Annotated in this window: 13 protein-coding genes; 3 read left to right on the top strand and 10 right to left on the bottom strand. The window is 43.2% G+C overall.

All coding sequences use genetic code 11. From position 1 onward, the window contains the following. Positions 1 to 42: 42 nt before the first annotated feature. Positions 43 to 450 carry a hypothetical protein gene (locus KHM83_RS05665; RefSeq protein WP_213235942.1) on the top strand — a complete coding sequence of 136 codons (408 nt, stop codon included), beginning with the start codon at positions 43 to 45 and terminating at the stop codon, positions 448 to 450. Between the two features lie 129 nt (positions 451 to 579). Here the strand turns inward: KHM83_RS05665 and KHM83_RS05660 are convergent, their stop codons facing one another. Then, positions 580 to 1,266 carry a 4Fe-4S double cluster binding domain-containing protein gene (locus KHM83_RS05660; protein WP_213235941.1) on the bottom strand — a complete coding sequence of 229 codons (687 nt, stop codon included), beginning with the start codon at positions 1,264 to 1,266 and terminating at the stop codon, positions 580 to 582. A 369-nt stretch (positions 1,267 to 1,635) separates the two neighbouring features. Between KHM83_RS05660 and KHM83_RS05655 the strand changes: the two genes are divergently transcribed. Beyond that, positions 1,636 to 2,136 (top strand): hypothetical protein, encoded by a 501-nt coding sequence (locus KHM83_RS05655; RefSeq protein WP_213235940.1) that lies wholly within the window; start codon positions 1,636 to 1,638, stop codon positions 2,134 to 2,136. Positions 2,137 to 2,211: 75 nt separating this feature from the next. On the opposite strand, the gene KHM83_RS05650 is transcribed toward KHM83_RS05655, so the two are convergent. The 7 genes from KHM83_RS05650 to KHM83_RS05620 form a co-directional block, all read right to left on the bottom strand. Next, positions 2,212 to 2,739 (bottom strand): GNAT family N-acetyltransferase, encoded by a 528-nt coding sequence (locus tag KHM83_RS05650; RefSeq protein ID WP_213235939.1) that lies wholly within the window; start codon positions 2,737 to 2,739, stop codon positions 2,212 to 2,214. Between the two features lie 150 nt (positions 2,740 to 2,889). Then, positions 2,890 to 3,744, bottom strand: coding sequence for a GNAT family N-acetyltransferase (locus KHM83_RS05645; protein ID WP_213235938.1), 855 nt, complete (start codon positions 3,742 to 3,744; stop codon positions 2,890 to 2,892). Between the two features lie 269 nt (positions 3,745 to 4,013). Further along, positions 4,014 to 4,460: a GtrA family protein gene (locus KHM83_RS05640; RefSeq protein WP_213235937.1), complete on the bottom strand. Its 447-nt coding sequence runs from the start codon at positions 4,458 to 4,460 to the stop codon at positions 4,014 to 4,016. 1 nt (position 4,461) lies between these two features. Beyond that, positions 4,462 to 5,472 (bottom strand): class II aldolase/adducin family protein, encoded by a 1,011-nt coding sequence (locus tag KHM83_RS05635; RefSeq protein ID WP_213235936.1) that lies wholly within the window; start codon positions 5,470 to 5,472, stop codon positions 4,462 to 4,464. Beyond that, complete coding sequence (locus KHM83_RS05630) at positions 5,469 to 6,926, bottom strand: aspartate aminotransferase family protein (protein WP_246542874.1); 1,458 nt, start codon at positions 6,924 to 6,926, stop codon at positions 5,469 to 5,471. The genes KHM83_RS05635 and KHM83_RS05630 overlap by 4 nt, the downstream gene beginning before the upstream one ends. Positions 6,927 to 6,971: 45 nt before the next feature. After that, complete coding sequence (locus KHM83_RS05625) at positions 6,972 to 8,567, bottom strand: xylulokinase (protein WP_213235935.1); 1,596 nt, start codon at positions 8,565 to 8,567, stop codon at positions 6,972 to 6,974. Between the two features lie 9 nt (positions 8,568 to 8,576). After that, complete coding sequence (locus KHM83_RS05620) at positions 8,577 to 9,230, bottom strand: TetR/AcrR family transcriptional regulator (RefSeq protein ID WP_213235934.1); 654 nt, start codon at positions 9,228 to 9,230, stop codon at positions 8,577 to 8,579. 506 nt (positions 9,231 to 9,736) lie between these two features. On the opposite strand from KHM83_RS05620, the gene KHM83_RS05615 reads away from it, so the two are divergent. Continuing rightward, entirely contained in the window at positions 9,737 to 10,858 is a 1,122-nt protein-coding gene (locus tag KHM83_RS05615) for an FMN-binding protein (RefSeq protein WP_281415026.1), read from the top strand. Between the two features lie 220 nt (positions 10,859 to 11,078). Here the strand turns inward: KHM83_RS05615 and KHM83_RS05610 are convergent, their stop codons facing one another. Beyond that, entirely contained in the window at positions 11,079 to 11,369 is a 291-nt protein-coding gene (locus tag KHM83_RS05610) for a putative quinol monooxygenase (RefSeq protein ID WP_213235932.1), read from the bottom strand. A 212-nt stretch (positions 11,370 to 11,581) separates the two neighbouring features. Continuing rightward, positions 11,582 to 12,601, bottom strand: coding sequence for a ketopantoate reductase family protein (locus KHM83_RS05605; protein WP_213235931.1), 1,020 nt, complete (start codon positions 12,599 to 12,601; stop codon positions 11,582 to 11,584). Between the last annotated feature and the right edge of the window lie 129 nt (positions 12,602 to 12,730).

The following is a 12,730-nucleotide window of genomic DNA, read 5'->3' as shown; positions in this document are numbered from 1 at the left end:
TCTGATTAGTTCGGATATAAATGTGCCAGAAGGAGGCACATTATGAACAAACTCGGTGAATTATTAGGATGGCTTACCGCCATTTTTTACGGCGCATCCGCTATATCGTTTTTTCTAAAGGCAATCTATCATCGTTATGCATCCACCATCAAAAACAGTCTGCACATTAATCGTCCTTACACTGGCCTCATGAAATTCGCCATTCGCTACCATCGCCTCTTTGGCGGTATAGCACTCGTCACCTTAGCCGCACACTTTTACATCCAACTGACAACGCGCGGACTCAATATCAGTGGCGCATTTGCAGCGGGATTACTCGTTTTACAGGCAATTTTAGGCGCTGTCGGTACCTATCTAGTAAAAGTTAGAAAAGGACTCTGGTTTTATTTACATCGTGTAACGGCTTTGCTTCTATTTATCGCCATCATTTTCCATGTGCTGAAAATATAATATAAAAACGCCGAAGTACATGCCCTCTAAATCGTTTTTCCAACGTTCGCTTTTTAGATGACATTGTTTTCGGCGTTTATTGCGTTTTTATCAGTATTTTATGTCATGTTATACTTCTTAATTGCTTACTTAATTAGACAGTGTACGCTTAACATATCGCTGTGTATACGGACAGATTTCGATACACTTGCCGCAAAGTGTTATCTCCTTATCAATTTTCTCTTTTGAAATGAGTCGTGCTGCTTCACGACATGCAACTGCATTGAAAAATGCATCACGGTCCAATTCCGAATGCCAAAGTTTGCCACTGACTGCTTTTCCGGGACAATACGTCTGACAACGATCACATGTACCACATTTTGATTCTTCTGTCGGCACACCGTATGAAAAGGGCATGTCCGTGAGAATCGAAGTCAATCGAATACCGGATCCGTATGTTTCATTAATAAATAGAGCACATTTTCCAATCCATCCAAGCCCTGCTCGCGTTGCGACCGTCTTATGCGGCAGCTCTGTTCTGTACGTCTCACTTTGTTGAACATATGTCGTCGTCTGCGCTTGTGCCTTAAACCCTTTCGATTGGATATAAGCTGCCCCTGAAGCGGCGATTTCATCAAGTCTTTTATTCAGCGCATGGTAAGTATCGTGGTAGGCATCTGTCGGCCCATTTTCAATTGCCTGAATGATTTCCGCCGGAATTTTAAGAGCAATGGCTATACCTGATGCATACGCGTTACCAATTGCCTTTAGATCGGCAAATCCCACTAGCGAAACACCTTGTTCTTCAAAATATTTTGTCATTTCTGTATTATACATATGCTATCTCCCATATTTTTTATGCTGCTCACTTTATCATCTCGATTATAATCGTTGCCAGATGCAATACCGCTTCTTGCAGGCTGCCAGAGCCCATCGTCTCCCTCCGCTTCTTTTATACTAAGACACCCCTTATTTCGTCTATATAATCCCATTTGTTGCTTGGCACCGTTCTTGCGATTTTAAATATTCAAATCGCTCCTCTGCCATTAATCCGCAATCTATTGCTTCCAAACAGCATACAACATTATCCGTTCAATGAAATGAGGAGAAATTAAATAAGTTAAGAAAGAAGGTGATCCTGGAAAAATATAATTCTATTGGGTACTTTTCGAGGACGATAATTTTTAGAAAGGGTGGTATTTAAGTATGAATGATACAAAGGTATCCGTCAAAGAAGGCATCTTATTAGCTGTCATTTTGACTGTTTTACTCGCTGCATTTTCCATCATTACAGGAAAAATAGGGTATACAGAAGCGTGGGCAGGCTACATGTTCTTCTGGTTCTGGTCAACGATTCGCCATTTTGAAAAAGAACTCGTCATTAGCGACTTTCTCAATTCAATTGTGGGAATCGCATTGGGATTTGGTGTATTCACAATATTACACACCTATGGCATGGCAGTATTTGAGTCGGTTACACTGTTGGTATTACTGGTTGTGCTCTTTTTTTCCATCACGAAAATCATTCCCTACATTATTGGAGACACAACATTTTTGTTTTTTACCGTTTTAACCTCACACGCTCTATTAAGCGATGCTAACTATGTGCAGATTAGTGCTTCTTATGTTTTAGGCGCAATTTTCTTTATTCTTACGATCAGTTTTGTGTTCAAATTAATGCATAAAACAGAGCCTTTTTCCGATTAACCGACATATCAACACCTATAAACACCCTCAGAAACTTGCAATTGCTTTGCCAACCGCAAAGCATTGCAAGCTTTTTTACTGTCTTCTCTGATGCTGATATAAAATGCCGTCCACCCAATTCTGCCGAATACACATTACCCTTTCCTGTACACCTATCTGAATGAAACCATTTTTCTCCAAAACGCGTCGAGAAGCCAAATTGGATTTTGCAGCCCCCGCCGTGATCTTCTTTAAGCCGTATCGTTCATAGGCTTCTTCGAGAATAAGTTTAACGCCTTGGCTCGCACATCCGCATCCTTGATGCGCCTCATCGACGCGATAGCCAATTTCGCCTGTTTTGCGACTCAGACCATCTGTGATTTGTAAATTAATACGACCTGCAAGGGCGCCCTGTGAATCGCGAATAAGATACATATAATAATCTCCGTCATGCTGTTCTGCCATTAAGGTATTCATAATCACGATAAACGTATCGTACTGCTGATAACCATTTGGTCTTTTTGGCAGGACCCTTTCGAAAAATGCTTTGTTTCGCGTTTCAAAATCAAAGATTTCTCGATATACCTGTTTCGTTACAATTTCTAACCTAAATACCATATCCATGAGTTGCCTTTACACCTCTATCTTTACTGTCTGCCTTTAATTTTAATCTGAGCTTTTTATCTTTACGTCCCCGTCTATCTTTCATCTAGATGGCTAGTGTCAATACCGCGCTGATACTGTACTAGCTCGAACAGTCCGCTAACCGATCCTTTAAAACTCCAAAACCATTTCATACTGACCGATATATGCTTTCATGCCATGAACTTCGAGAAGCGCAATTAACGGCAAATAATCTGTTTCAATATTTAACATGCTGATTTTATCCGTCTTAAGTGCATCCGCCATGCAAAAAATCAGGTCGGTACCAATTCCCTGACGACGGTACGCCATGTCAACGGCAATTTGTGCAATATCACCAGTTGCCTTGTCCATAACGCCATAACCGACAATTCTGTCTCCCCGTCTTGCAACCATATACAAATATTGATCCGGCGTTGCATGAATCGCCATTTCATCATTTTGCCATGATGGCTGAATATCCCCAAACGCTTGCACTGCGCGAAAGTCAATCGCATCAACAGCTTCAACAACAGCAGCATGTCGAGGCTTTATCAGTTCTACCGAGCCCCGAAAACAAGTAAAAGTACGAATGGTTTGAAAACCCTGCTCACGATATAGTTTAACAGCATTTTCATTGGTATCAATGACCTCCAGCAGGTAACGCTTAATCTTCGCCGCACGCATTGCTCGTTTTGACCTTTGAAGCATTTCACTGGTCAAACCCTGCCTTCTGGCATCCGGCACAACGCCTGTACCAACATCATATGCCGTCGGTATGCCTTGCCACATACGATAACCATTTAGGACGAACCCTACCAGTTTTCCTTCTAAAAATGCCCCGTAACTAAGCTCTGGGTGATAGCTGCGCCTGTCCAGCATTAATGCCAGTTTCCACAATGGCACATCAACTTGTACTTGATAGTCCGAAAAGGCTTCAACAAATGCCTTATGGATCATTTTATGTGAGATGCCGTCAAGGGTTTTAATCACCGTGTTCGGTTTCACTTCCCCACCTCCTTGCCAGTTGTTCCTTTGAATGCCGTTCACGCATCACGCTTATTGATAAATCGTCTTCCCAAGTACGTTTGAACAGTTATCAAAGCACCTGTGGTTTCTTGTTCATTTTACCTTATTCTCACGATTCTGGAAATACTGAACTTCAATAATTGCCAACCGTCTTCACTTCATGTCATATGTAAAAACACCTCACCATCTTCAAATGTGCAAAATCACATTTAAGTCATAATGAGGTGCTGTCAGTAGTGTTCAGACCGTTACTCGGCTTCTGTATGATGCTGTTCCCGCTGGGCAATTTCATTGGTATCTAATGTATTACGATAGACAACATGCTTATCAAATAGGAATTCCGTTACCAAATTGCATGCCATATTCAATCCTGTTGCAGCATATTCATTCCACAGCAGTGCAACGACCAGATAGTTGCCTACATAGGTGGATAAAGGCGTAAAAACGCAATAGTAACCAAATACCTTGAGCATCGCAATTGGTACATTTGCAGCCGATTTAAACGTATACCGCCTGTTGAGTGTAAAATTCCACAGCACTGATAAAATTAGCGCAATGAGATAGCTCGTCCAGTAAGGTAATCTGGCAATTTCATTTAATAATGTAAAACTTACGATCTCAATAACCCCGGCACTAATGGAAAACATGACAAACTTCGCTGTACGGTAAAATTCTTTACGATCACTTTTATGCATATCAGCCACCGCTCTTTTTGGAATATTTTTTTAAATAGACAAAACGCATCAAATTTGCATCCAGCCATGACAAGTTTACAAAATCACCTAGCGCATGTGTATGCAGATAGGCAACACACGCCTTTTCTGTTAAAAGCGTCAATGCGTCCCCGTCCGCTTTGTCTACTGCTTTGCAAACAGCACCGAGGTTTTTAACCAGCACGGCGTCTTGAGTTTCCAATGCTTTACCCACGGCTTCTGCACTCGCCGGTACAGCATAGAGTTTTGGACCAATCATCTGAGCCATGTCGTCAAGCTGCGCTTCGATGACTGCTGATGCCTGTGATGTTCTTATTGTCGCTGGATGACTGGTATAAGCCAAATATTGAAAGGATGGCGCCAAGCTATCGACGATGGCTTTAAGCGCAGATCCTTCTGATACTTGAGTAGGTTGTCCCGACGTTGAAGGCTGTCCGTGACAAGCTGCTTTACAAACTTCTTCCAGCTTCATCGCGCGTTCAAATGCCTCTTTTTCATCTTTGCCAACGATAAGGGCGCCGTGCTGTGCCATTAAAATCGCATGGGCACCTGTCGCAAGGGAAGCCTTTACATTTTTCATCAGTTTTTTGGAGCCGGGAAGCCCATATTTTGAAAGTGCGATACCGCCAAGTGCCGCCTCTTCTTCATCAGTAAGCTTCAATCGGTCAAATCCCGCTAAACCAATTGCAGATGCATACATTTGATGCGTGTGAATAACAAAACCGGCATCTGGAAATTGTGCATAGGCTGCTGCGTGAACCCCCTTTTCCGATGAAGGCTTACGGCTTCCCTCCCAGTTGCCGCTCTCTGCATCATAAACAACAATATCTGCCGCCGTCATCTGTTCATAGCTAAGCCCACTGGGGGTTATTACAAATGTTTTATCGCCTGTTCGACAGCTGACATTCCCCCAGGTTCGCGCGACAAGTTTCGATTCTAGCAATTTCAAACCAGATTCTGCAACAATTGTCTTGGCTGTTTCTACCGTCATCATCCAATCACCTCAATATGTTCAAAGACTCTATCAAACGCAGCAATCGCTTCATCAATTGACGCTTCATCATAGGCGGCACTGGTATACATGCGATTCCCGGCCAAGGTAACGAGCCCCTCCGCCATATAAGCTGCACCCATGTGCTGCATTTCGGCTTTTCGGACAGAGGTTTCTTTAAGAATATTTGGAATTTGCCATGGTTTCGACCATCTAATGGCAAAGTGCATCGTCCCAACAGTATCCAAATGGCAAATGGAACCGACATTGTAGGCGACAAATGGCAGCTGTCGTTTATTAATAAGCCCCTTTAAACCGTCTGTCAGCCGATCACCTAGCGCCGCCGATTTTTCGCAGGCACCCGTCCTTTCGATTTCACATAGTGTATGATAACCTGCGCAGCAGCTAATTGGCGTCGCCGCCATGGTGCCGCCGACGAGCGCTTTTTTACCATGACCATCCAACCCCGCGCCTAAGAACTTCATGACGTCGCGTTTCCCGCCTAGTGCACCTGCACCTGGATACCCGCCTGCAATTACTTTTCCGAAAACCGTCAAATCCGGCGTTACATCAAAATATGCCTGTGCCCCGCCAACACCCATTCTGAAACCTGTGACGACTTCGTCAAACACCAATAGCGCACCATAGCGGTCACATAGTTTCCTAACACCCGCTGGAAAATCAAAATCAACCGGTCTAGTACCGCTTTCCGGTCCAATAGGTTCAAGAAAGACAGCTGCGGTGCCGCCTCTAAGCTGATTGAGCTTTAAAACGCGTTCCAGATCATTTAGATCATTGGGAAAAAATTCTTGTGTATGTTTAAAGATAAAGCCCGGAACACCAGCAGATTGAAGCCCTTTTGTGCCCGGTATTCTGATGCCGTATGCCAGCTGATCACTCCATCCATGATAAGCGCCGCCCATTTTAACAATATTCTTATGCTTGGTTGCCAGTCTCGCAACGCGAATAGCCCCCATACACGCTTCTGTTCCCGATCCAAACATACGAACCATATCGACGGAAGGAACGAGCTCAACTATTTTATCCGCAATTTTATACTCATATTCGTGAAACAGTCCCGTTGACGGCCCACATTCATTCAAGAGCGCTTCAACTTTTTCTCTAACGACCGGCGGATTGCTGCCAAGCACTGTCGGTCCTCCCGCTTGTAGGAAATCATAGTACGTATTCCCGTCAATATCATAAAGGCGATTTCCATCAGCTTTTGTAAATACCAGTGGAAATGGATAGTTAAAGGCAAGATTGTGCTGGACACCTCCCGGAATGACGTCCATTGCCTGATTGACCATGGCGTGCGATCCCGCACATTTCTTACCGTAATATTCTGCTTCATATTGCGCAAGTGCTGCTTTGCCAATACTGTGTATTGGTTTTTGTATCAATGCATCTAATTGTGCCGTTACTGTTTTGGCATCGACATATCGATAAGTTTTCATTTCATTGCCCTCCCGTTTTTTATCTATCACGCGATCAGTCACCGATCATTGCGTATTAAGTGCTTTAAAGTGTTTTTTATTTGATTGGTAAAGCGTTTTAAAAACTTGGTATTGATGGTCATAAATGACCTTTGTATCCGTATTGGGGTGATAAGTTTTTTGTATTGGAATAAATTGGCGTACATCTTCTAGCTGACTGATGATGCCCAGTCCAACACCGGTTACAGCTGCCGCTCCGACGGAACCGACATTTTGAGGATTTTCCACAGTTTCAATGGTTCGCCCCGTCATATCCGCCAGCATTTGGCACGTTACATCGGATAATGCCCCGCCGCCGACAAACCTTATGGCATCTGAAGTTTTAACTTTTCGATCCTGACTTTCGAGCATCCAGCGAAGATGGTAACAAACGCCTTCGAGAACTGCCCTGATCAAGTCCCGTTTCCCCGTATCGAGACGAATGTTAAAAAACATGCCTGCGGCATTGGGATCCTCAAAGGGACATCGATTCCCATGAAGCCACGGTGTAAAAATAACGCCGTTAGATCCCGGCGGCACTTTGCCAACCGTTTCTGTCAGATAATCGTAAAGGCTCGTATAGATTTTTTCCTGCGTTTCCGCAACGTGTTTTTTTTCAAGATAGATACCGATTTCATCCAGTGCCAAGTGATCTTTTACCCATTCAAGACATTTTCCAGCCGTCTCCATTTCGGCGAAATAGTTGAAACGGTCCTCCTGAGCTCCTATAATAGCAGCGATCATCGCTTGTGTATCCACACGCTGTTTGTCAACAACCGTCGATACCCATCCTGAAGTTCCCGAATAAATATGTGTCTCTCCCGGTGTGGTACACCCAGCGCCAATGCCGATAAGCGATGCGTCTCCACCGCCGCCAAACACGGGCGTTCCCTTTGCCAGTCCAAGCTCTTTAGCCGCCTTCACCGTTAGGCCGCCGACAAGCGTCGTCGATTTTACGATTTCCGGCAAATGACGTCGATTCACTTTTAGCATTTTGCACAGTGATTCACTCCAGCCCCGTTTGCCTTTTCGCGTATCATAAAGAAATGTTGCAAAGGCAGAATCTTCTGTCATCACATACTTGCCTGTACAGCGTCCGATAAGATATTCCTTTACATCCAGCCATTTATGGATGCGCTTGTAAACTGCAGGTTCATGGTTTTCTACCCATTTATACTTCCAGACCGGGTCTTTAACGCTAGATGATACCGCACCCGTCAACACAAGGCTCTTGGCCAATTTCGATATATTCGCCCCGGCAATCTGGATGCCATGTGCCATCCCTGCTTTTATTTCTGCTTTTGCACGCTGGTCCATATAGCTCATAGGCCTGCGGAGTGCCATGCCGCTTTCATCAATCAAGACAAGACCCTGCATTTGTGAGCAAAAAGATATCCCCTCAATTTCCTCCGGCCTAACACAGCCGTTTTGAAACAGCGCTTTGGTCGTTTCACACATAGCGTGCCACCATTCATCGGCATCCTGCTCAACACCGCCATTTGGCAAAACATATAGCGGATAACCCATCTGAGCACTTTCAATGAGTTCAATCGCACTGTCAATCCTAAAAAGGCATGTTTTTACCCCTGTCGTCCCAATATCGTAAGCAATGGTATATTTCATCGTTTCCCCCTAACGCTTATGTGGAATCTGACTTTGTTCTGTGGTAAAAGCAGACTCAAAGAACTTGAGCAGCTCCTGTACCACGCGTTCGTCATCCGCTAACATCTCCTCACCGCAATATATTTTAAAACGCTCTCGATAATACTCACAACTGTAAGAAAACTGAAGCATCGTCAGCATGTTGTCAAAGAAAAATGCAAAGAGTCTAGGATTAATATCTTTACGAATATCGCCATCTTCTTGTGCCTTTGCAATAAAGCCGACATAAGCTCGTGAAGAAATACCTTCTATTTCCGCAGCAAGCGTCGCAGCGTGCCGCTGACTGCTGCCCGCTGTAATTTCATGATATAACACATTGTAATTGGGGTTTTCTTTTGCGCTTCGCTGAATGGCCCTAATTAATTTTTCAGCACGCACAAGTATTTTGTCATCACCCTGAATGGCTTCCTCTATGGCAGCTTCGAGCGCTCTCAGCGCCTGCTTTAGACAGGCTTTAAAAAAACCTTCTTTCCCATCATAATATTTGTAAAGTACGCCCACACTGACACCGGATTTCTTTGCGATGACATTGATATTGGCTTTATCGGGCCCATGTGCTGCAAATTCTGATATCCCCGTTTCCAAAATTTCCTGCAGCTTTGCTTCACTCAATTTTTTTAGCATTTATCGCCACCTAATTTTCATTGATTTTTTTAAAATTCATTTCCTTATTAACCACTGACGTGAATACTCGCTCACGTCTTGAAGATAGTATACCATATTCTTATATGAATTTGAATACAAATCGATTCAATATTCTGAAATTTCACAAATACGGAAATGGCATCATTCAATTTCCTCAAATGTGCCTAAATTGTCATTTTAAAGTTTCACTTAAGCTTTCTCTGTTAAACTTACCGAAAAGAACACCTTTCACTTTCTAGAGCACTTATAAAAATAGATGCGCAAATTGCATTATTCGCATTTTTAGCCTTTACGACAATCGGTATCATTTTCAAGAGATGGAATATCGTTTGATTGTCGCAAAGGATTAACGAAAGGTTACGATGCAATTTCCCTAAATAACAAACCGATAAACGATATTATTACAAATGTTACAGGAGGCAATCATGAAACGGCGAAAACAATTAACAAATATTCGATTGGGAGTATAGTTACTGTCACTGACTTTGATCGCAGCAGGAATCTTATATGGCCTGCCATTTTGGCAAGGCTCACTCATCGCAGCAACACTCTTGATGGGACCTGTATTTTGCGGCTGGATTTGTCCATTCGGCATACTCCAAGATTTAATGATCAGGTTATCCAATAGGCTTCACATCAAACGTAAAGTACTGCCTGAAAAAGTACATCGCGCATTAAAACCCCTGCGCTATCTCTTGTTTGGCATTTCCATCTTATTGGCCGTTGATTTTATCTTCACTTTATTTAGTTTTGATCCGCGTTCTGGTTTTGAAATGTTTTTAGCCGGCAATACGGTTACCGCTATCGGATGGGGAATCATCGCCGGCTTTCTATTATTGGGGCTGTTTTATGAGCGTCCTTTTTGCAACACATTATGCATTGAAGGTGCAAAATACGGTCTTTTAAGTATTGCTAAGCCTTTTGCTGTCGTTAGAAATAGTGAGTCATGTATCAGCTGCGGTCTCTGTGATCGCGCTTGTCCAATGCACTTGACAGTTTCAACGGCAGATCAGGTGCGCTCACCACAATGCATCAGCTGTATGAACTGCGTTGCCGCCTGCCCAAAGGATGACGCACTTTCTTTTCGTATCGCCCCATATCCAAAGCGACAGATCCAACTCATTGCGACAGCCGCGATATTGTTCATTGTCTTTTTTGTCAAGTTTGGCGGACTCAATCAAACAGCGGATCTCTCCAGTATCACTATTGACGATCTTTCAATTGACACCGAAACCCTTTCAAACGGCGGTGATGCAACCGGTGTTGCCAACGGCACATACATCGGCACAGGCACTGGATTTCGAGGCACGATGAGCGTTGATGTCACCGTCGAGGACGAAGTGATCACTGCTATTCAAATAACAGACATGTCCGATGATGCGCGCTGGCTGAATCGCGCCTACAATACCGTGGCTTCCAGCATTATCAGCGAACAGACTGCGAACGTCGATACCGTTTCAGGTGCTACTTATTCTTCAATGGGGATTAAAGAAGCTGTCTCAGATGCACTGGTCTCAGCAGGCAGTACAGTTGCTGAAGTTATTGAAAACGATGTGGATACAAGCAAACGGCAACACAGTCGCAAAAGCCGCGATCACGCTTTTTAGCACGACAAAAATCCCCCCTGCACTCAGGCCATTTATCTAGCGGTCTTCATCAATCGATTAGACTTTAAATCTAACGTTTGTGACAGTCCCTTTTTAAATGCGCTTTGACAGCAGGGGGGTATTATTTGATTTGATAGCATCCCATTTTATGATCCATGATTCTATGATGCATTCTTCTATTGCAGCATCATATATTCTGATTCTATTGCAACCTCTACCTCTAAATGTATTCTTTATAAATATTCAGTTCCGTACGCGCTTCATAGAAATCAGAGAGCTTTGCGCCAAGTGTTTTAAAGTGCTCTGTTTGCATATGATTGTTCAATGCTTCCATTGACTCCCATTCTTCGATAAACGTCATTATATTGGCCTTTTTAATATCTTGACATAAGGTATACGAAATACAGCCTTTATCCATTGCTCGCGTCTTTTCAATGAGTTCCTTAACAACTGCCAGATAGGCGTCCATTTTACGCTCATCAACATACTGTTTTGCAATAACTCTAATCATTATTATACCTCCTATTTTTCAATCACCTTAATCAACCTGTTTATTTTAAAGTTTATCATAGCCTCAAATCAATTGGGAATAGTTTATTTAATCAAAAACTGCCTCCCTGGGCAGAGAGGCAGTTTTTCGCCGCGGGGCAAATGCGGCTTTATTTTATATTATTAGGTAGGTTGTTGGTCTATTTATATGGGTAGTACGGGTGGTATCATTTATTATTTGACTTCAGGTAATTCAAATGATTTAAGGTTTTCAAAGACGTATTTCTTTTCGCCGCGCTCAATGGCTTCAACAGTTGCGACAACTTGGTCATTAACCGGTGTTGCCACGCCGTATTTTTTACCATAGTCGCAAACGACGCCATTAATCGCTCTAATTTCTGTCTTTTTACCTTTTTCTAAATCTTGAAGCATACTCGCTTTCAATTTGCGATGCGGCCCCCACATATTGTGGTAAACCGGATCATTACTTGCCATTTGTTCACGATTTTCAAAGTAAAGGAGCGTCCCAATGTCAAAACCTTGCATTGGCTCCATTTTAATACCGGCTGCTCTGCCGACTTTGATACATTCGTTTGCAATGTGCTTAACACAATCCAATGCTGCACGATCATCCAATATATCGCCGAATTCACAGCCAAGTGCCGCTGACATACCGCTAAACGTAGAGTTCACCAATAATTTTGTCCAGCGAATACCCATCAGATTTTCGAGAAGCAGTGTTGGACACATGCTTTCAAGGACTTTTTGGACTTCTTTCAAGCGTTCGGTTACGCCGCCGTTCATTTCTCCAAGTTCCATCGTCATACGATCCGGATTGGATGTCAATTCTGAAACGCCCGGTTCACGCCACGTTGCGCCCCAGCCTACAGTTCCGCCAATTGTTCTTGCTTCGCCAATGACATCTGCAACTGCTTGTTCAGGTACGCCGTTTTGAAGTGTCAGTACAATACTGTTTTCATCAATGTGTGCAAGGACTTGTTTCAGTGCTGTTTCATTGAAGGTTTGTTTGACCATGTAGATAACTAAATCATAAACGCCAGTCATTTCTTCAGGCATTAAGGCTTTGACGGGAACATTAAATGATACAGTGCCGACAACTGTCGCACCCTTTTCATTCAACGCTTTAACGTGTGCAGCATTTGCATCAATTAAATCAATTTGATACCCTGCTTTTGTAATATATGCGCCGAGTATGGTTCCGAGAGAACCGGCGCCCATTACTGCAATTCTCATAATTTCCTCCTTGTAAGATAAATATAGGGTAACGGTTCAATTACCGCCCCGAATGTTCTTTGATAATTTCAAATCTATAGTTCAGATGGATCACAGACACCTTCCCTTGATTTTACTAAACATCGTGCT

This window comes from Fusibacter paucivorans (assembly GCF_018390735.1).
In the GTDB taxonomy this organism is placed as follows: domain Bacteria; phylum Bacillota; class Clostridia; order Peptostreptococcales; family Acidaminobacteraceae; genus Fusibacter; species Fusibacter paucivorans.
The sequence above is the reverse complement of the archived record's forward strand: the minus strand, read 5'-3'. Positions and strand labels throughout refer to the sequence as shown.

Coding starts and splice junctions, on each gene's coding strand:
- KHM83_RS05665 (WP_213235942.1), top strand. CDS start 43: ATGAACAAACTCGGTGAATTATTAGGATGGCTTACCGCCATTTTTTAC.
- KHM83_RS05660 (WP_213235941.1), bottom strand. CDS start 1,266: ATGTATAATACAGAAATGACAAAATATTTTGAAGAACAAGGTGTTTCG.
- KHM83_RS05655 (WP_213235940.1), top strand. CDS start 1,636: ATGAATGATACAAAGGTATCCGTCAAAGAAGGCATCTTATTAGCTGTC.
- KHM83_RS05650 (WP_213235939.1), bottom strand. CDS start 2,739: ATGGATATGGTATTTAGGTTAGAAATTGTAACGAAACAGGTATATCGA.
- KHM83_RS05640 (WP_213235937.1), bottom strand. CDS start 4,460: ATGCATAAAAGTGATCGTAAAGAATTTTACCGTACAGCGAAGTTTGTC.
- KHM83_RS05635 (WP_213235936.1), bottom strand. CDS start 5,472: ATGATGACGGTAGAAACAGCCAAGACAATTGTTGCAGAATCTGGTTTG.
- KHM83_RS05630 (WP_246542874.1), bottom strand. CDS start 6,926: ATGAAAACTTATCGATATGTCGATGCCAAAACAGTAACGGCACAATTA.
- KHM83_RS05625 (WP_213235935.1), bottom strand. CDS start 8,567: ATGAAATATACCATTGCTTACGATATTGGGACGACAGGGGTAAAAACA.
- KHM83_RS05620 (WP_213235934.1), bottom strand. CDS start 9,230: ATGCTAAAAAAATTGAGTGAAGCAAAGCTGCAGGAAATTTTGGAAACG.
- KHM83_RS05610 (WP_213235932.1), bottom strand. CDS start 11,369: ATGATTAGAGTTATTGCAAAACAGTATGTTGATGAGCGTAAAATGGAC.
- KHM83_RS05605 (WP_213235931.1), bottom strand. CDS start 12,601: ATGAGAATTGCAGTAATGGGCGCCGGTTCTCTCGGAACCATACTCGGC.